This window comes from Streptomyces sp. N35 (assembly GCF_016464295.1).
Classification (GTDB): Bacteria; Actinomycetota; Actinomycetes; order Streptomycetales; family Streptomycetaceae; genus Streptomyces.
In genome coordinates, this window is sequence record NZ_JAEIMH010000057.1 from 46,581 (window position 1) to 64,028 (window position 17,448).

Below are 17,448 nucleotides of genomic sequence, written 5' to 3' on the forward strand. Positions count from 1 at the left end.
GGCGGCGCCGGGGGGGGGGCCCCCGCGGGCCCCCCCCCCCCCCGGGGGCCTGGGGTGTTCGGCCTGGAGAATCGGCCGCTCCGGGTCATGCGACCGGCTCGCGGATACGGCGCTCAAGTGACCTATGACACAACCCGGTTCCGGCCGGAAGGGCACGATCCTCGCGGGAGTTGTCACAGATCCACGCCGTCCGGCATCCCCTGGGTGACCGCTTCCGCACGCACCGAGGAGCCGCAGATGAGCCAGTCCACGGACCCCGCCACCGCCACCTTCGTCGAGCACCGCAATCTGCTGTTCACCGTCGCGTACGAGATGCTCGGCTCCGCGGCGGACGCCGAGGACGTCCTGCAGGAGACCTGGCTCAAGTGGACCGGCGTGGAGTTCGACGAGGTCCGTGAGCCGCGGGCGTACCTGGTGCGGATCACCACCCGGCAGGCGTTGATGCGGCTGCGCTCGCTCAAACGCCGCAAGGAGGACTACGTGGGCCCATGGCTGCCCGAGCCGCTGCTCACCGCCCCGGATGTGGCCGAGAACGTCGAGCTCGCCGAGAGTGTCTCGACGGCGATGCTCCTCGTCCTCGAGACGCTCTCGCCCACCGAACGCGCGGTGTTCGTGCTGCGGGAGGTCTTCGCCCTCGGATACGACGAGATCGCGGCCGCGGTCGACAAATCCCCCGCGGCCGTACGGCAGATCGCGCACCGCGCCCGCAGCCATGTCGCGGCGCGCAGGCCCCGCGAGACCGTGACCTCGCACGCGGCGCAGGGCGCGCTCGACGCGTTCCGGTCCGCCGTCGAGACCGGTGATCTGCAAGGTCTGCTCGACCAGCTGGCGCCGGATGTCGTGATGCTGACGGACGGCGGCGGGGTCAAGCAGGCGCTGCTCCACCCTCTCGCCGGTGCCGCGGAGGTGGCTTCCTTCCTCAGGCTCGCCGTGCCCCGGCTCAAGGAGACCGGCTCGGTCGAACCGGCCCAGGTCAACGGGCATCCGGCGCTGATCATCCGGATCGGCGGGGACCTGGACGGGGTCCTGACCGTACGGATCGACGAGGGCCTGATCACCGGGCTTTACCACGTCCGCAACCCGGAGAAGCTCTCGCGCATGGCGGACGAGACCCCCGTCGGCCGCTGAGGGCCGCCGGCGGGTCCGGGCTTGATCCGTCCCGTGCGCGGTACCCGTCCCCGATGACCCGCATCGACACCGCGGACGGCGCCCGACGAGCGGAGGGCCGCCCGTGATCACGCACTCCGGATTCACCACCGAGCCCTGGCAAGTGCGGGAGGAATCCCTGCAGTTGGATGTGCTGCCGCAGACGGAGTCGCTGTTCGCGCTCTCCAACGGCCATATCGGCTGGCGCGGCAATCTCGACGAGGGTGAGCCGCACGGCCTGCCCGGCAGCTACCTCAACGGTGTCCACGAGCTGCACCCCATGCCGTACGCCGAAGCGGGTTACGGCTATCCGGACTTCGGCGAGTCCGTCATCAATGTCACCAACGGCAAGGTGATGCGGCTGCTCGTCGACGACGAACCCTTCGACCTGCGCTACGGCACGCTCCACCACCACGAACGCACCCTCGACTTCCGTACGGGTCAACTGCACCGCGCCGTCGACTGGACCTCGCCCGCGGGACGCCGTGTCCGGGTGCGCTCGACCCGGCTCGTCTCGCTGACCCAGCGCGCCGTGGCCGCGATCCGTTACGAGGTGGAGCCGGTCTCGCACGAGACGCGGGTCGTCGTACAGTCCGAGCTCGTGGCCAATGAGCAACTGCCGCCGCACAACGGGGACCCGCGCGGCTCGACCGTGCCGCAGTCGCCGCTGCGTGCCGAGGAACATCACGCCTCCGACGTGCATCTGGGCCTGATCCACTCCACCGAGAAGAGCGGACTGCGCGTCGCCGTGGCCGCCGAGCACCGGGTGGACGGACCGGACGGCTGGCAGGGCACCTCCGAGGCCGAAGCCGATCTCGCGCGCTACACCGTGGTCGGCCGCCTCTCCCCCGGCGAACGGCTGCGGGTGGACAAGACGGTGGCGTACGGCTGGTCGCGTACCCGCTCGCTGCCGGCGCTGCGGGACCAGGTGGACGCCGCACTGGCCGCCGCCCGGCATACGGGGTGGCAGGGGCTCGCCGACGAACAGCGCGGGCGCCTCGACGCGTTCTGGGACTGTGCCGATGTGGAGGTGCGCGGCGACCAGCGGCTGCAGCAGGCCGTACGGTTCGCCCTGTTCCACGTGCTGCAGGCGGGCGACCGGGCCGAGGAACAGCCCATTCCCGCCAAGGGGTTGACCGGTCCCGGCTACGAGGGGCACTGCTTCTGGGACACCGAGGCGTACATCCTGCCGATCCTCACCTACACCGACCCCGACGCCGTGGCCCAGGCCTTGCGGTGGCGGCACAGCACCCTGCCCCTGGCGCGGGAGCGCGCGAGCCAACTCGGCCTCGCGGGCGCGGCGTTCCCGTGGCGCACCATCGCGGGCCGGGAGTGCTCGGGCTACTGGCCGGCCGGTGCGGCCGCCTTCCACGTCAACGCGGCCATCGCCGCGGCGGCGGTGCGCTATGTGCAGTGCACGGGCGACGAGGACTTCGAGCGGCATATCGGCGTGGACATCCTGGTGCACAGCGCACGTCTGTGGCACTCGCTCGGGCATCACGACGAGGCGGGCGTCTTCCATATCGACGGGGTGACGGGGCCTGACGAGTACAGCGCCCTGACGAACGACAACCTCTACACGAATCTCATGGCCCAGCAGAACCTCCGCGACGCCGCCGACGCCGTGGAGCGGCACCCGGAGGCCGCGCGGCGCCTGGGTGTCGACGAAGGGCAGGTGCGCTGCTGGCGCCGGGCCGCCGACGCCATGGCCGTCCCGTACAGCGAAGAGCTCCAAGTGCACGAGCAGTCCGCCGGGTTCACCCGCCGGGCCCGCTGGGACTTCGCCGCCACGCACCCCGACCAGTACCCGCTGATGCACCACTTCCACTACTTCGCGCTCTACCGCAGCCAGGTGATCAAGCAGGCGGATCTGGTGCTCGCGCTCTTCCTGCGCGGCGACGCGTTCACCGACGAGGAGAAGGCGCGGGCGTTCGCGTACTACGAGGAGCTGACCGTGCGGGACTCGTCCCTGTCGGCCGCCTTCCAGGCCGTCGTCGCCGCCCGTACGGGACATCTGGACCTGGCGTACGACTACCTCGGCGAGACCTCGCTCATCGATCTGCTCGACCTGGAGCAGAACACCCGCGACGGCCTGCACCTCGCCTCGCTCGCGGGCAGCTGGATCGCCCTGGTCGCGGGTTTCGGCGGACTGCGCCGCCAGGGCGGCGACCTCTCCTTCGCACCGCGGCTGCCCGACCACCTCTTCCGGCTCGCGTTCCGCATCACCGTGTTCGGCCGCCGGATCCGCGTGCGCATCACGCCCGACGCGGCGGAGTACACCCTGCTCAGCGGCGAGCCGCTGGTCATCCGCCACCACGGCGACGAGGTGCGGCTCACCCCTGAGCGCACGGAGACCCGGCCGCTGCCCGACCTGACGCCGCCGCGCACTCCCTCGCAGCCGAAGGGGCGTGAGCCTGTGCCGTTCGCCCAGCAGTGACGCCCCCGCGGCCTCGAAAGTCCCCTCGGCTCAGCGGAAACGAGCGCGGTACCGCTCCCTGCGGCGCTCGGCCCGCAGCATCGGGGCCCGTTCGCTCTCGGACGTACCGCCCCAGATGCCCGACGTCTGCCCGCTGCGCAGCGCCAAGTCCAGGCACTGCTGCGTCACCGGACACCGACGGCACACCGCCTTCGCCTCCTGGAGGTCCCGCAGCGCAGGGCCTGTCGATCCGACGGGGAAGAACAACTCCGGGTCCTCCCGCACGCATTCGGCCCGTTCCATCCACTCCATGTCCATCCCTTCACGGCACCGGAGCCTCGCGGGTACCCCGCGTACCGCAGGAGATGGGTGGGCCAGAGACAAAATTCGTAGCTTCCGCGTCCGCGCGGACCGGCAGGCCACGCACTCTGTCCGCGCCTGACTGTCAGTGACAGTGGGTCGTCCGGCCCAGTGTCGCCTCCGCAGTCGCGCCCGGGCGGGTCCACTGCGGGGTGGGGCGGCCGGTCGGGCCCCAGGTGGGGTTGCCGTCCGCGTCGAAGCGCCAGGACCAGCACGCGTCGAGCCCCTTGGGCCAGCCCTCGGGGTTGTCCTCCCACTGCTCGCCGCGGCCGTACGGTGTCATGTCGAGCAGACCGAGGGCCGGGTTCGCGCGCTCGTTGCCGCGGCCCGTCGTGGAGTACGTGAGGAACGTACGGTCGCCGTCGCGCAGATAGCTCGCGAGGTAGCCCATCTCGCCGCCGGCCGGCTCGTCGATGCCGCGCACCGAGTACCAGGGCTGGGTGTAGCCCATGAACTCGACGTAGGCGGCGACTTCGTCCCAGGCGCCCGTGGTGACGACGGCGAAGGAGACGTTGCGGGCGTTGAGGTAGACGGAGTCGTCGAGGTGCCAGGCCGTGGTGGTGCAGCCCTCGCACTGTCCCTGGTGGGGCGCGCCGTCGTACCACATGTGCTTGTAGACCACGAGCTCCTCGCGCCCCTGGAACAGGTCGAGGAACGGCACGGGCCCTGCGTCGCCGACCACTTCGACGCTCCCGTCGAACTCCACCATCGGCAGCCGCCGCCGGGCCGCCGCGATCGCGTCCGACTCGCGTGTGTGCGCCTTCTCGCGTACCAGCAGCTCGTCCCGTGCGGCCTGCCAGGTGGCCAGGTCGACGACGGGCGGGCGGCCGGACAGTTCGTTCGTCATGAGTTCTCCGCGGTGTCTGGTGCGGGCGGCGCCGTACGGCGCCGCGTACCGGTCATCGGAGATGACTCCGCGCGACGCCGGAACTCATCGGCGTCTAGGCTCGGTGTATGGCTGGTGGTGGAGAGTTCACAAGGGATCAGAACTACATCACGACGCGGATCACGGCCGACGGCCGCGACGGCTTCCCCGTGGAGCCCGGGCGCTACCGCCTGATCATCGCCCGCGCCTGTCCCTGGGCGAACCGGGCGGCGATCGTACGGCGTCTGCTGGGGCTCGAGGGCGTCCTTTCGATGGGGATCGCCGGACCGCTGCACGACGAGCGCAGCTGGTCGTTCGATCTGGACCCCGGCGGCAAGGACCCCGTGCTCGGTATCGAACGCCTCCAGGAGGCGTTCTTCAAACGGGACCCCGACTATCCGCGCGGTATCACCGTGCCCGCCCTCGTCGACATTCCGACGGGGCAGGTGGTGACCAACGACTTCGCCCGGATCACGCTCGATCTGGGGAGCGAATGGGCGGCGCATCACCGGGACGGGGCGCCGGATCTCTATCCGGAGAAGCTGCGCGACGAGATCGAGGACGTGGCCGGCAAGGTCTTCACCGACGTGAACAACGGTGTCTACAAGTGCGGTTTCGCCAAGTCCCAGGAGGCGTACGACAAGGCGTACCGCCAACTGTGGGACAGAATGGACTGGTTGGAGGAGCGTCTGACGACACGGCGTTACCTGGTCGGCGACTCGATCACCGAGGCGGATGTGCGTCTCTTCCCCACGCTGGTCCGCTTCGACGCCGTCTACCACGGCCACTTCAAGTGCAACCGGCACAAGCTCACCGAGCTGCCCGCCCTGTGGGCGTACACACGGGACCTCTTCCAGACGCCCGGCTTCGGCGACACCATCGACTTCGAGCAGATCAAGACCCACTACTACGGGGTGCATCGCACGGTCAATCCGACCGGGATCGTCCCGCAGGGCCCTGATCCGAGCGGCTGGCTGACGCCGCACGGACGGGACGAGCTGGGCGGACGGCCGTTCGGCGACGGCACGGCGCCGGGGCCCCCGCCGGCCGGCGAGCGGGTCCCGGCGCTGGTCTGACGGCGCGGGCCTACCCTGACCGGGTGTCCCCCACCGATGCCGCGACAGCAGCCGCACTCCACGCCGGTGGCACGGTGTCCGGGGTGCGGGACCTCTCCGGGGCGCTGTGCGAGGTGGAGCTGCTCGACGGGCGCTCGGTGATGGTGAAGCAGAACCGTGCGCCGAGGGCGACGCGGGCCGAGGCCACGGGCCTGGAGTGGCTGGCGGCGTCAGGAACCGTGCGGGTGCCGTCGCTCTACGGGTGGGACGAGCGGTGGCTGGTGACCGAGCGGGTGGTGACCGGTCCGCCCGGTCGCGCCGCGGCCGTGGAGCTGGGGCGCTCCTTGGCGCGGATGCACCGCGCCGGCGCCCCCGCGTTCGGCGCCCCGCCGCCGAACGGCCCCGTCGCGGCGTACATCGGACAGGCGCCGATGCTCAACAACGCCCAGGACAGCTGGCCGAGTTGGTACGCGGAACATCGCGTCCTGCCGTATCTGCGCACCGCCGTGGACGGCGGCACCATCCGGCCGCGGGAAGCCCGGACCGTCGAGCGGCTCTGCGACCGGCTGCCCGACCTGGCCGGTCCCGCCGAACCACCGGCGCGGCTCCACGGGGATCTGTGGAACGGCAACATCCTGTGGGGCGCCGACGGCCATCCGTATCTGATCGATCCGGCGGCGCACGGCGGCCACCGGGAGACGGACCTGGCCATGCTCCACCTCTTCGGCTGCCCTCAACTGCCCTCGGTCATCGCGGGTTACGAGGAGATCGCCCCGCTCTCCGAGGGCCGGCGCGCCCGCATCCCACTGCACCAGCTCTTTCCGCTCCTGGTGCACACGGTCCTGTTCGGCCGCGGCTACGCCGAACAGGCCCTGGACGCGGCCCGGTCGGCCCTCGCCGTCTGAACCGGCCGCGGAGGCGACGCGTCCGGCGCCATGGACGCGTCCGGCGCCATGGACCCGCACGGCGCACCGGAGCGGCGAACGGACCGATGGCCGAGTGCGGCCGAATGCGGTAACTGGCCGTGCGGATAAGGACAGACGGGCATGAGCGGTGTGAGGTCGGGCACACGCCTTCACGAGGTGCACTCAGATCGCCGTCGTCCCATCCGAAAAGAGGCACTCCCCATGCACCGGCACTTCCGGCACCACAGTGGATCACCCGACCGGCACTCTCCGCCCGGCACACCCGCCGAGGCACGCGCGCGCGTCAAGCGCCTGCTCGCCCTGCGGTTCGGGGCCAACGGCCGTGAGCTGACGCGGGATCCCGGCGTCGCGGACATCCTTCTGGTGACCTCCGAGCTGTGCAGCAACGCACTGACCCACGGGGGTGGCATCGCCGCCTTCGGTATCCACGTAGAAGAAGACGGCGTGGCTTTGGAAGTGGCCGACCACTCCTTCCAGCTCCCCGCCACCCGCGCCGATGCCGCCGACGCCGAGACGCCGGGCGGCTACGGATGGAAGCTCGTGGAGCGGCTGTCCGGCGACGTGAGCGTCATGCTCTGCTCGGACGGCAAGGTCGTCAGCGTATGGATGCCCTTGCGCCCGCACCCGGAGCACTCGCTCGCGGCAACGGCCTGAGACAGCGGAGATCTGGCAAGGCGCGTCCGCATCACCCGCACCGGTGACCGCGCAAACCTCCGTACGCCACAAAGAATTACGGCTGTCCGGGCATTACCTGTCGTCAAGGGGGTACGCGCGGTCCCGAACTCCGCCGCGTCGGCCCTCTTGCCGGATGTGACCGGGACCGCACAGGTCGGCTTGCCCTCCCCGCCGGCCTGATCGGCACCCTGGGCCCGTCCACGGCCGGCAGCGGCGGGGCGCAAGGTTGTCGAAGACGAGAGGTGCATGTGAGTCCGCGGGAAGATGCCAACCGGGAGCGTCTGCACGACGCCCTCAGGGAACGTCACGAAGAGATCGCCGACCGGTGGGTACGGCTGCAGCTGGAGCAGACCGACGCCGTCGACCTCGATGAGGGCCAGCTGCGCACGGAGGCCGCCCAGTTGCTCTCCGCGCTCATGGACGGCCTGGCCGGTGAGACGCCGGTGCGTCATCTCTTCGCCTCGCACCGCGATCTGCGCTCCTGCGTGATGGAGTTGTCGCTGCACCGCGCCCGCGCCGGCGCCTCCCCCACCGACACCTCGCTCGCCGTGCTCTGCCTCAAGGAAGCCCTCCTGGAGGCGATGCAGTACACGACGCGGGACACCGCGGAGCTGTTCGCCGCCGCCGTGCTGATCAACCGGCTGCTCGACACCGCCGGCGCGCTCTCCTTCGAGACGTATGTCGAGGGCCGCGAGGAGATCATCCGGCGCCAGAGCCGCCAACTGCTCGAAGTCTCCACCCCCGTGGTCCGGTTGTGGCGCCATGTGCTGGCCGTGCCCCTGATCGGCACCCTGGACACGGCGCGTACCCAGGTCGTGATGGAGAGCGTGCTGCAGGCCATCCAGGAGCATGAGGCGCAGGTCGCCATCATCGACATCACCGGGGTCCCCGCGGTGGACACGGCCGTCGCCCAGCATCTGATGCACACTGTCAACGCCGTACGGCTGATGGGCGCCGACTGCGTCATCAGCGGTATCCGCCCCCCGATCGCGCAGACCATCGCCCAGCTCGGCATCGATCTGTCGACGATCCTCACCAAGGCCACCCTCGCCGACGCCCTCGCCGCGGCGGTCCGGATCACGGACGAGCCCATGCCCGGCGCGGACGCGAACCTCACGGCGGCCGCACGGTGAACGCTCCGCGGCCTTCGGCCGTGCCCATCCTGCGGCTCGGCGACGTATTGGTGACCGGGCTCCTCAACGAGCTCGACGACACCTCCGCCCTGACGTTCACCGACGAACTGACGGAGCGCATCGTCGCCGACGGCGCGCGCGGCGTCCTGATCGACGTCTCGCGCCTCGACCTCATCGACTCGTTCGTCGCCCGTACCCTCACCGAACTCGCCACCATGGCACGCCTCCTGGGTGCCAGGGTCATCGTCGCGGGGATGCGTCCGGCGGTGGCGATCACGCTGGTCGAACTGGGGCTGCAGCTCAAGGGCGTGGAGACCGCTCTCAACGCGGAGCAGGGCATGCACGCGCTCGGGTGGCAGCAGACGGCACGGTCCCCGAGAGGCGACGCGTATGACGCTCCACGATGAAGCGTTCGCCCGCGGCGCGCGGCACGCCGACACCCCTCTGCGGCCCGTCGGCCTGGACGTCGCTCCCGACGGCGCGCAGACGCACGCGGTGATGAGCGAGCAGGACCTGCTGACCGTCCGGCACGCGGTACGGTCCGCCACGGTCGCGGCCGGGTTCGCTCTGGTGGACCAGACCCGTATCGTCACCGCGGCCAGCGAACTCGCCCGTAACGCCTATGTGCACGGCGGCGGAGGCTCGTTGACCATCGAGGTGCTCGGGCACGGCGCTCGCGGTGGCGTCCGCCTGACAGTGCGGGACGACGGCCCCGGCATCCCCGATCTGGACAAGGCGCTCACCGACGGCTGGACCACCGGGACCGGCCTCGGACACGGCCTCGGCGGGGCCCGTCGGCTCATGCACGAGTTCGACGTGGACACGGCCGTCGGCGAGGGCACCACGGTCACGGCGGTCCGGTGGAACAACCGATGACGGCGGCGACGGCGCAGGGCCATCTGGCGACGCAGGTCCACATGGACCACTACAGCGCCGTCCACATGGCCGCCAACGCGGCGCGCGCCACGGCCGAACTGTGCGCTCTGGGCGGGGCGTTGCCCGAGCGTGCCGCCGTGCTGGCCAGCGAACTGGCGAGCAATGTGGTCAAGCACGCCAAGGACGGCGCGCTCTACCTCCACAAGGCGCCCGACGGTACGGGAGTTCAGATCATCGCCGTCGACCGCGGCCCGGGCATGGCGGACCCCGCTCGGTGCATGGCCGACGGCTACACCAGCACCGGCACGCTCGGTTCGGGCCTGGGCGCCGTGCGGCGTATCGCCGACGAGCTGACCATCCGCTCCCGCCCCGGCGAGGGGACCTTGGTCTGCGCCCGCCTGTCCGCCCCCGGCACTCGGCGCGTGAACGGGCCGGGTCTGGGCGCGCTGTTGATGCCGGCGCAAGGCGAGGAGGAAAGCGGTGACCACTGGGCCATGTCCCGCACCGAGGACACGCGTACCTTCGCCGTGATCGACGGCCTCGGGCACGGCAGTACGGCTGCCGCGGCCTCCCGGGCGGCCGTCGGCATCTTCCTCGGATCCGGCGACCTCCCGCTGCCCGAACTGCTCGAGTCCCTGCACGTCGGGCTGCGGCGCACCAGAGGCGCCGCGGTGGCACTCCTTCGGCAGCGCCCCGGCAGCGTCGAGCACTGCGGCGTGGGCAATGTGCGCGTCGCACTGACCACACCGGACGGGACGGTGCGGCGGATGGCGCCGCGCCCGGGCGTGGTCGGCTGGAACCTCCCCGCGCCGTACGTCGAGCGGATCGACGCCCCCGCGGGAAGCTCCGTGGTCGTGCACACCGACGGCATCGGCGACGCATGGGCGAGGACCCCTTCCCCGGCCACTCTGCGCCTGCCGGCGCCTCTGCTCGCCGCCGCCCTCGCCCATGGCCACCGACTGTCGCGGGACGACGCCACCGTGCTCGTCTCCGGTACGACCAAAGGAAGTTCATGATCACGCACGGCACCACGCACCGCTCGCTGCGGGGTCTGCGTGCCACCCTGCGCCGGCTCGCCCACCAGTGGCGGCTGCCCGCGGAACTGAGGGCCCGGCTCACCCTGTCGGTGTCGACCGTGGCCGCCGAGGAGCTCGACGCGGGCCGCATCGTCACCCTGCACGTGGCACCCGAGCCGACACCGGACGGACGCCCGCCGCAACTGGCCGTCCGGCTGCGCACTCCGCTCGCACCGCCGGGCGTGCCCGCACCGCGGGATCTTCCGCTGCCGGCGGAGCGGTTGCCGGGGGCCGTCACACTGTGGCGGGTGCCGACACAGAGCTGCGCGCCCATGGCGGAGAGTTCCCTCGGCCAGCTGGGACTGCTCCAGGGGGAGGTGCGGGCCGGGTCCGCGGTCGAACGAGCCGACGCGCTCGCCGCGGAACAGGACCGCCTCACCCGCGAGTTGAACGAGACGAACAGCGGCGTGCTCGCCCTGTACGTCCAGCTGGAGGAGCGCGACGAACAGCTGCGCCGTGCCCACGGACGGACCCTGCGCGAGCTCGAGGACGCGCTGCGGCCGCCGCCGGTACGGATCGAGGGCCTGGAGATGGCCGTCCACTACGCGCCCGCCGACACGCACGCCCCGACCGGCGGCGACCTGTACGACTGGTTCCGGCTGCCCGACGGCAGCGTCCACATCACCGTGGTCGACGCACTCGGGCACGGGGTGACGAGCACCCGCAGCGCGCTCAACGTGACCCATGCGGTGCGCACGCTCGCCCTGGAAGGGCATCCGCTCGACTCGATCGTCGCCCGTACCGACGAGATCCTGCTGCCGTTCGACGGCGAACTGATGTCGACGGTGCTGCTCGTACGCATCGATCCCGGCACGGGCCGGCTCTCGGTGGCCAACGGCAGTCATCCGCCACCGCTCCTGGTCCGCGCCGACGGCACCACCACGCTGGTCGAGGTACGTGGCCGCGGTATCGGCTATCCGCTGGCCGGCAGCGAAGCCGTGCGGCACGAACAGCTCGGCCCGGGCGACCTGTTGGTGCTCTACACGGACGGCCTGACCGAGAGCCGCCGCGACCCGATCGAGGGCGAGGCCCGGCTCGCAGCCGCCGCAAGTCGCCTGCGCGACCTGCCCATAGCGGAGTTTCCCGGCGCGATCGCGGCCGAACTGCACACGCGGATCCTCCATTCCGACGACACCCTCGCCTTGGCGGTGCGCCGCACGATGCCGACTCCAGGTGGAACACCTTGAACCCCACAAGCCCCTTCTCGGTGACCCACCGCGCACGCCGCGGTGGCACCGTCCTGACCATCACCGGAGAGCTCGACTACGACGCCACACCCGCGGTGCGCAAAGCGCTGGAGAGCGTGCGCCTGTCGGCCGGCGATCTGCTGGTCCTCGACCTGACGCAGGTGTCGTTCTGCGACTCCAGCGGCATCACCCAGCTCATCGCCGCCCGCAACACCGCGCTCGGCCGGCGAGCCGCCATCGCGGTCGCCGGCGTCACACCCGCGGTGTCCCGAGTCCTGCACATCACGGGCCTCAACTCCGTACTGCCGGCGTACGCCTCCCCCGACGAGGCGTTCAGCGCCGCTGGACCACGGGGCGGCGGGACGACCGACGACGACTAGCTCCCGCTCTGCCGGTGTGGTGGCGTCGTAAGAGCGCACGGCCTCGGGCCGTCCGTCGGGCCGTTCCGAGGACTATGCTGAGGAGCGGACGTCCCAGACCCCGGCGGCTCATGGTTGTCTCCTATGGATGGCCGCGGGGAGCGGATTCTTCGCCCCTCACGCGGCCCATTCCTGGGCGGATCATGCGGATTCCCGTTCTGCCGGGCCGCGTTCCGCCCGCCTCCGCCGCGCACACACCCCGTCGAGAGCACGTCCAGGGTCCGCGAACCGGACCCGCCGCGCGGCTCTCTGCGGTGGTTCCTCCGAACCGAGGCGTCATGCCCGTACCGCAGTTGAACATCTACCGGCACGACCGGAACGACCGGACCCTGATCACCCTGGCCGGTGAGATCGATCTGGAGTCCGTACCTCTGCTCCGCGAGACGCTGGAGCGGTGCCTGTCCGAAGGCATCCGCACGGTCGACATCGACCTGACCCCCGTCGTCTTCTGCGACTGCACCGGTCTCAACGCCTTCATCCAGGCGGCGCAGCAGACCCGCACGGTCGGCGGATCCCTCCAACTGCACTACCCGCCGCCCCTGCTGGCCCGGATCATCGCCCTGGCCCGCTGCACCTTCCTGCTCGCGGCCCCGGCCACCGCCGCGGCAACGGCCCTGCTCCCGAGCCCCGTTCCCACACGCTCGTCGGCAGCGCTGCCCGTGGCGTGCTTCGAGACGTTGCACCGCCTCGCCCCGGTCACCCCTGTCGCCCCGGTCGTTCCTGTCGCCCCGGTCGTTCCTGTCGCCTCGGGCGGTGTGCTGTGAACGCCCGGCCCGGGCGTGGCCTGTCGGGCAAGCGCGGCACGGAGGAATCCTCCGCCGCAAACGGGGTGCGGTTGCGCCGGGTGAACCGCTGGCTCGCCGAGGACATGCGTGAGGATCTCGCCGAGCTGTACGCGGAGTGCTGCGCGACACCTCCCAGTGAGGCGTTCCGCAGTCGCAGCCGTCTGGACTTCCTCAGCCGCCTCAGCGGTGCGACCCGGAGGCCGGGGTTCGCCCTGGTGATCGCGGAGACGATGGACTTGGCGGGGTGCGCGTTCGGCTTCCCGGTCCGCAGCGACGACTTCTGGTGGCACGGCTTCGACGGCGCGCTCCCCCGCAGCGTCGAGCAACTCACCGATTCCGGCTCCGTGTTCGCGATATCGCAGCTCCTGGTCCGCCCCCGTGCGCAGGAATCGGAGGTGGCCCACCGTCTGCAGGAACGGATACTTGCCGACCATCAGGCGTCGCTCGGCGTCACCCTGGTGGCGCAGGATGACGGTCCTGCCCTCGAGGCGTTGCGGTCCTGGGGATGGCAGGACCTCGGAGAGATCTGGCGCCTTGCCGGTCCCACGGTGTTCCGGGTGCTGGTGCTGCCCGTCGGGGAACGCACGAATCGGAGGCTGGAAGGGCTTGCCCGCCACACCTGGACCCGGTGGCCGGGATGAGGCCCAACGGCCGGTCGGTCCGGATCCAGTTGCTCGTCGCCGAACAGGCGGCCCGGCGAGGAGGCCGGATCGGCGTGGTGGACGTGTGCACAGCGGCGGTGGCCTCGTTGCCGGTCAGCGGAGCCGGGGTGTCCGCCATGTCCAGGACTGCGGCGAGCCATCCCCTGTGCAGCACCGACGAGATCAGCGAGCAGTTGGAAGAACTGCAGCTCACCCTTGGCGAGGGACCCTGCGTGGATGCCTACGCGCAGCAGTCCGCCGTCCTGACCCCGGATCTGCGGACGGCTGAACTGCGGGACCGCTGGCCGGTGTTCGCGGACGCGGCCCTCGCAGCAGGCGCACGCGCGGTCTTCGCCTTCCCGCTGCAGATCGGGGCGATCAGCCCGGGTGTGCTCGATCTGTACGCCGACGTACCCGCCACGTTGGACGTGGAGGAACTGGCGGATGCCCTGGCCTTCGCCGACACGGCCACCCTTGTCCTGCTCGACATGCGGGTCGACGCGACGGGGGCGCCCCCCGATGACGACGCCCTGCCCGAAGACAGTGGCGAGCCGGGCGGTTACAGGGCCGAGATCGATCAGGCCACCGGCATGCTCACGGTCCAACTCGGCGTCGGCGTGGAGGAAGCCTTCGTCCGGCTGCGTGCCTACGCCTTCGCCCACGGCCGCCGCCTCGCCGATGTCGCCGCCGATGTCGTGGCCCGCAGACTCCGTATGACCCACGACACCGAACCGGCCGATGACGATGGCTGACGCCCTCGCTCCGTCGGCCCTTGCACCCCGCTGTGCTTCCCGCCCCGTCGGGGCGGTACTACTCTCCGTCAAGGGTGTATCCGATGAATGAGCAGCTGCTGGCCGAGACCTTCGTCGAACTGGCCGACAACCTGGTGGCCGACTTCGACCTGATCGATTTCCTGTGCCTGTTGACCGACCGCTGCGTGGGCATACTCGATGCGACCGCGGCCGGAGTTCTCCTCGCCGACCACGGCGGCGAACTGCGCGTCATGGCAGCCTCGGACGAACAGGTACGTCTGTTGGAACTCTTCCAGCTCCAGAGCGACGAGGGGCCTTGCCTGGACTGCTTCCACACCGGCGTGCCGGTGACCGTCTCGGACCTGAGCACGCAGTCCGCAAGGTGGCCGCGCTTCACCGAGGCGGCCGCCTTGTGCGGGTTCGGCGCGGTCCAAGCCGTGCCGATGCGGCTGCGGGACGAGGTCGTCGGAGCCCTCAATCTCTTCCGCGCCGCTCCGGGCCCCTTCGATCCACTGGGGGCTTCCATCGCCCAGGCGCTCGCCGATGTGGCCACCATCAGCCTCCTCCAGCAGCGCTCCACCGAGCGCAGCACCGTCCTCAACGAACAGCTCCAGACCGCGCTCAACAGCCGTGTGCTGATCGAACAGGCCAAGGGCAAACTCGCCGAACGCCAGAACATCGACATGGAACAGGCCTTCAGCGCGCTGCGCCGCTATGCCCGCGCCCACAACCGGCTCCTGTCCGATGTGGCCCGCGCCTTCATCAACGACGACGAACCGCTCGCCGGCCTGGGTGTCTGACCTCGCGTCAGGACCGATTGACCCGTCCGGCGATCGCGTGCCCGACCAGAAGGTAGACGAGAGCGGGCAGACCGTAGTCGACCACGGTGCGCCAGTTGTCCGACTCAATGGTGAACAGGCCGCGCGACCAGCCCGAGAGCCAGTTCGCCGCGTCATGGATCCAGTCCACCACGTCGTTGGTGGTGTTCACGTCGAGGAGGAAGAGGGCGATCCAGAGGATCAGAATCAGTGCTGCGATGTCCGCGATGAGGAGGATGACCGTCCCCGCGGGATTTCCGCCGTAGCGTCTGGCCATAGCCGACGACTCGCCTCGACGGCCAGGTTCAAACGTCGGGCCGCGCGGCATGACCGCCCGACCTCACGAAGCCTTGCTCAACTCGTCGGTCTCCGCCATCACCTGGTCACGCAGGCGCGTACAAGTGGTGCTGATCAGACGGGAGACGTGCATCTGCGAGATGCCGAGCTGCTCGGCGATGGCGCGCTGTGTCATCTCGCGGAAGAACCTCAGATAGAGGATCTTCCGCTCACGCTCGGGCAGTGCCTCCAGGAGCGGCCGAAGGGTTTCGCGGTCGACGATCCAATCGAAGCCGGGCTCGACGTCGCCCACGGTGTCGGCCAACGTGCGGCCGTCCTCGCGGAGAACGGGCCCGGCATCCAGCGACAGCAGGGCGAAGCTCTCCAGGGCCCCCTGTCCGAGCCGCACCTGCGCCTCGGACAGGCCCGTGTAGGCGGCTATCTCCTTCACCGCGGGCCCGCGAGCGTCGAGCGAACAGCCCAGTTCCCGGCTCGCCGCCCTGACCTTTCTGCGCAACTCCTGTACGTTCCGCGGCACATGCACCCCCCACAGGTCGTCCCGGAAGTGCCGTTTCATCGCACCGAGGATGGTCGGTACGGCGAAGCTCGGGAACGCGGCGCCGCGGCTCGGGTCGAAGCGGGAAACGGCCCTGACCAGGCCCAGGTGGGCGACCTGGACAAGGTCTTCGGCGGTCTCCCCTCGATGCCGGTAGCGCTGGGCGAGCCGGACGGCCATCGGCATCCAGGCGCACACCACCTCCTGCCGCAGTGCGGACCGCTCCGGGCCCTCGGGCAAGGCGGCGATACGCGCGAACGCGGCGGTGGTGTCCGGGGCGTCGTCGTGGGGATGCGTGCTCCGGGTACGTACGTAGGTCATGGGCGTGTCTCCCCGGTCGTTGGTGTCGCCGACCGTGGGAGCGGGTGGACCGCGGCGCGCTGGGGAGCAGTGTCGGCTGCCCCCACGGGCGTGCCTCCGGTCTGAAGCACGACGGGCGAGTTCCCCCGTGGGCGTCCTCAAACGGGTTGCGCCCTGTCTCCTGTTGACCGGGTGGGTGCGAATATCGGGCCTGCATTGCGGTGCGTGCGCCAAGCCGTAGTCGGCGTGCCGGAGCCGCTGCCTCAGGCGCCGTCCTCGGGTTCGTCGCTGTGGTGAGTGTCCGCGTCGCCGGGCCGCTCGCCGGCAAGGTCGTCGTAGAAGCCCGCCGTGAGCAGCCTGACGGAGAGCAGCCCCGCGACGAGGACCACCACCACGGGCAGGGCGATGAGCAAACCGGTGGACCTGGTGTGTCTTCCGGTGGGAAGCCCGCGCATCGGGCTGTGCGCGGGCTGGGCAGCCGCCGCCAGGAGCTGTGCGCGGCCGGGTAGCCGCGGCCGCCAGGAGCTGTGCGCGGCCGGGTAGCCGCGGCCCGGGGCACCAAACGGATCGGTCCGGTGGAGGTCTCGTACGGCATCGGCATGACAGCTGGTCGAGGGCGCTCTGCGGCCCGGTCGGCAGCGTGGTCGTCACCGTGGCGGGTACCCGACCGCGATGGCAGATCTCCGCGTACCCGGCATACGGAACGTCGCTCATACGGTCTCGGCCCACCCCTGGCTGCCATGGCTGACCGCGACGGGCGTCCTGGCCGCCTCCGGTAACCGCCGTGCGCGGCGTGCCGCGCTGCGCGGGTCCGGCTCCCTGGCCCTGGCCTCCGCGGCCGCCCCCGGCCCCCCCCAGCCCCCCGCCCTCCCGCCCCGCGCGCCGGGCGGGGCGGGGCGGCCCCGCCCCCGTGGCCCGGGCCGCGGCGGCCGCCGCCGTCGCCGCCAAGTCCTCGTCGATCCGGCCGACTTCGCGCCGGCACGCCGTGGCGGAGCCGCCCTGCGGACGCACGGCGTCCGCGGCGGCTTTCGTGACCGCCGCGACGCTGGAGTCACCCTGGCTCGGTGCCGCCCTCGCTCCCCTCGCCGCGGCAGTCGCCGCCCGCTCCGGCCGCTCCGCGGCCGCCGTCCCGGGGGGGGGGGTGGTCGGGGCCGGCGGGGCCCCGCCGGCCTGGCGCCGGGGGGCC

General features: G+C 71.2%; 20 protein-coding genes and 1 pseudogene. 16 read left to right on the top strand and 5 right to left on the bottom strand.

What is annotated here, in order from left to right:
- The first annotated feature begins 237 nt into the window (after window positions 1-237).
- Window positions 238-1,128 (top strand): RNA polymerase sigma-70 factor, encoded by an 891-nt coding sequence (locus JAO81_RS27785; protein ID WP_199550691.1) that lies wholly within the window; start codon window positions 238-240, stop codon window positions 1,126-1,128.
- A 103-nt stretch (window positions 1,129-1,231) separates the two neighbouring features.
- Complete coding sequence (locus tag JAO81_RS27790) at window positions 1,232-3,583, top strand: glycoside hydrolase family 65 protein (RefSeq protein WP_199550692.1); 2,352 nt, start codon at window positions 1,232-1,234, stop codon at window positions 3,581-3,583.
- A gap of 30 nt (window positions 3,584-3,613) precedes the next feature.
- On the opposite strand, the gene JAO81_RS27795 is transcribed toward JAO81_RS27790, so the two are convergent.
- A complete protein-coding gene (locus JAO81_RS27795; RefSeq protein ID WP_199550693.1) occupies window positions 3,614-3,874 on the bottom strand; it encodes a WhiB family transcriptional regulator in 261 nt (86 codons plus the stop codon).
- A gap of 133 nt (window positions 3,875-4,007) precedes the next feature.
- Complete coding sequence (locus JAO81_RS27800) at window positions 4,008-4,769, bottom strand: DUF899 family protein (protein WP_199550694.1); 762 nt, start codon at window positions 4,767-4,769, stop codon at window positions 4,008-4,010.
- A gap of 107 nt (window positions 4,770-4,876) precedes the next feature.
- Between JAO81_RS27800 and JAO81_RS27805 the strand changes: the two genes are divergently transcribed.
- From JAO81_RS27805 to JAO81_RS27865, 13 genes are all read left to right on the top strand, one after another.
- Window positions 4,877-5,863, top strand: a complete 987-nt coding sequence (locus JAO81_RS27805; RefSeq protein ID WP_199550695.1) for a glutathione S-transferase family protein — start codon at window positions 4,877-4,879, stop codon at window positions 5,861-5,863.
- Between the two features lie 23 nt (window positions 5,864-5,886).
- Window positions 5,887-6,747, top strand: coding sequence for a fructosamine kinase family protein (locus JAO81_RS27810; RefSeq protein ID WP_307813772.1), 861 nt, complete (start codon window positions 5,887-5,889; stop codon window positions 6,745-6,747).
- A gap of 222 nt (window positions 6,748-6,969) precedes the next feature.
- Window positions 6,970-7,422, top strand: a complete 453-nt coding sequence (locus JAO81_RS27815; RefSeq protein WP_199550696.1) for an ATP-binding protein — start codon at window positions 6,970-6,972, stop codon at window positions 7,420-7,422.
- A 269-nt stretch (window positions 7,423-7,691) separates the two neighbouring features.
- The gene (locus tag JAO81_RS27820; RefSeq protein WP_199550697.1) at window positions 7,692-8,576 is read left to right on the top strand and encodes an STAS domain-containing protein; all 885 of its coding nucleotides are present in this window, start codon (window positions 7,692-7,694) and stop codon (window positions 8,574-8,576) included.
- Window positions 8,573-8,983, top strand: coding sequence for an STAS domain-containing protein (locus JAO81_RS27825; protein ID WP_199550698.1), 411 nt, complete (start codon window positions 8,573-8,575; stop codon window positions 8,981-8,983). The genes JAO81_RS27820 and JAO81_RS27825 overlap by 4 nt, the downstream gene beginning before the upstream one ends.
- A gap of 91 nt (window positions 8,984-9,074) precedes the next feature.
- On the top strand, window positions 9,075-9,452 hold the full coding sequence (locus tag JAO81_RS27830) for an ATP-binding protein (protein WP_233416014.1): 378 nt from the start codon (window positions 9,075-9,077) through the stop codon (window positions 9,450-9,452).
- Window positions 9,449-10,468 carry an ATP-binding protein gene (locus tag JAO81_RS27835; RefSeq protein WP_199550700.1) on the top strand — a complete coding sequence of 340 codons (1,020 nt, stop codon included), beginning with the start codon at window positions 9,449-9,451 and terminating at the stop codon, window positions 10,466-10,468. Before JAO81_RS27830 ends, JAO81_RS27835 begins: the two co-directional genes overlap by 4 nt.
- Window positions 10,465-11,715 (top strand): PP2C family protein-serine/threonine phosphatase, encoded by a 1,251-nt coding sequence (locus tag JAO81_RS27840; RefSeq protein WP_199550701.1) that lies wholly within the window; start codon window positions 10,465-10,467, stop codon window positions 11,713-11,715. Before JAO81_RS27835 ends, JAO81_RS27840 begins: the two co-directional genes overlap by 4 nt.
- Entirely contained in the window at window positions 11,712-12,095 is a 384-nt protein-coding gene (locus JAO81_RS27845; RefSeq protein WP_233416001.1) for an STAS domain-containing protein, read from the top strand. Before JAO81_RS27840 ends, JAO81_RS27845 begins: the two co-directional genes overlap by 4 nt.
- Before the next feature lie 317 nt (window positions 12,096-12,412).
- Entirely contained in the window at window positions 12,413-12,898 is a 486-nt protein-coding gene (locus tag JAO81_RS27850; RefSeq protein ID WP_199550702.1) for an STAS domain-containing protein, read from the top strand.
- Window positions 12,895-13,560: a hypothetical protein gene (locus JAO81_RS27855; RefSeq protein ID WP_307813774.1), complete on the top strand. Its 666-nt coding sequence runs from the start codon at window positions 12,895-12,897 to the stop codon at window positions 13,558-13,560. The genes JAO81_RS27850 and JAO81_RS27855 overlap by 4 nt, the downstream gene beginning before the upstream one ends.
- Entirely contained in the window at window positions 13,557-14,312 is a 756-nt protein-coding gene (locus JAO81_RS27860; RefSeq protein WP_199550703.1) for an ANTAR domain-containing protein, read from the top strand. Before JAO81_RS27855 ends, JAO81_RS27860 begins: the two co-directional genes overlap by 4 nt.
- A gap of 83 nt (window positions 14,313-14,395) precedes the next feature.
- Window positions 14,396-15,112 carry a GAF and ANTAR domain-containing protein gene (locus tag JAO81_RS27865; protein WP_199550704.1) on the top strand — a complete coding sequence of 239 codons (717 nt, stop codon included), beginning with the start codon at window positions 14,396-14,398 and terminating at the stop codon, window positions 15,110-15,112.
- Window positions 15,113-15,119: 7 nt separating this feature from the next.
- On the opposite strand, the gene JAO81_RS27870 is transcribed toward JAO81_RS27865, so the two are convergent.
- The 3 genes from JAO81_RS27870 to JAO81_RS27880 form a co-directional block, all read right to left on the bottom strand.
- Window positions 15,120-15,407 carry a hypothetical protein gene (locus JAO81_RS27870; RefSeq protein WP_199550705.1) on the bottom strand — a complete coding sequence of 96 codons (288 nt, stop codon included), beginning with the start codon at window positions 15,405-15,407 and terminating at the stop codon, window positions 15,120-15,122.
- Window positions 15,408-15,470: 63 nt separating this feature from the next.
- Window positions 15,471-16,283, bottom strand: coding sequence for a SigB/SigF/SigG family RNA polymerase sigma factor (locus tag JAO81_RS27875; protein WP_199550706.1), 813 nt, complete (start codon window positions 16,281-16,283; stop codon window positions 15,471-15,473).
- A gap of 242 nt (window positions 16,284-16,525) precedes the next feature.
- On the bottom strand, window positions 16,526-16,675 hold the full coding sequence (locus JAO81_RS27880) for a hypothetical protein (protein ID WP_199550707.1): 150 nt from the start codon (window positions 16,673-16,675) through the stop codon (window positions 16,526-16,528).
- 497 nt (window positions 16,676-17,172) lie between these two features.
- Between JAO81_RS27880 and JAO81_RS42785 the strand changes: the two are divergent.
- Window positions 17,173-17,448 (top strand): annotated as a pseudogene (locus JAO81_RS42785) (hypothetical protein); the annotation flags it as partial.

Coding starts and splice junctions, on each gene's coding strand:
- JAO81_RS27785 (WP_199550691.1), top strand. CDS start 238: ATGAGCCAGTCCACGGACCCCGCCACCGCCACCTTCGTCGAGCACCGC.
- JAO81_RS27795 (WP_199550693.1), bottom strand. CDS start 3,874: ATGGAGTGGATGGAACGGGCCGAATGCGTGCGGGAGGACCCGGAGTTG.
- JAO81_RS27800 (WP_199550694.1), bottom strand. CDS start 4,769: ATGACGAACGAACTGTCCGGCCGCCCGCCCGTCGTCGACCTGGCCACC.
- JAO81_RS27805 (WP_199550695.1), top strand. CDS start 4,877: ATGGCTGGTGGTGGAGAGTTCACAAGGGATCAGAACTACATCACGACG.
- JAO81_RS27815 (WP_199550696.1), top strand. CDS start 6,970: ATGCACCGGCACTTCCGGCACCACAGTGGATCACCCGACCGGCACTCT.
- JAO81_RS27830 (WP_233416014.1), top strand. CDS start 9,075: ATGAGCGAGCAGGACCTGCTGACCGTCCGGCACGCGGTACGGTCCGCC.
- JAO81_RS27835 (WP_199550700.1), top strand. CDS start 9,449: ATGACGGCGGCGACGGCGCAGGGCCATCTGGCGACGCAGGTCCACATG.
- JAO81_RS27840 (WP_199550701.1), top strand. CDS start 10,465: ATGATCACGCACGGCACCACGCACCGCTCGCTGCGGGGTCTGCGTGCC.
- JAO81_RS27850 (WP_199550702.1), top strand. CDS start 12,413: ATGCCCGTACCGCAGTTGAACATCTACCGGCACGACCGGAACGACCGG.
- JAO81_RS27860 (WP_199550703.1), top strand. CDS start 13,557: ATGAGGCCCAACGGCCGGTCGGTCCGGATCCAGTTGCTCGTCGCCGAA.
- JAO81_RS27865 (WP_199550704.1), top strand. CDS start 14,396: ATGAATGAGCAGCTGCTGGCCGAGACCTTCGTCGAACTGGCCGACAAC.
- JAO81_RS27870 (WP_199550705.1), bottom strand. CDS start 15,407: ATGGCCAGACGCTACGGCGGAAATCCCGCGGGGACGGTCATCCTCCTC.
- JAO81_RS27875 (WP_199550706.1), bottom strand. CDS start 16,283: ATGACCTACGTACGTACCCGGAGCACGCATCCCCACGACGACGCCCCG.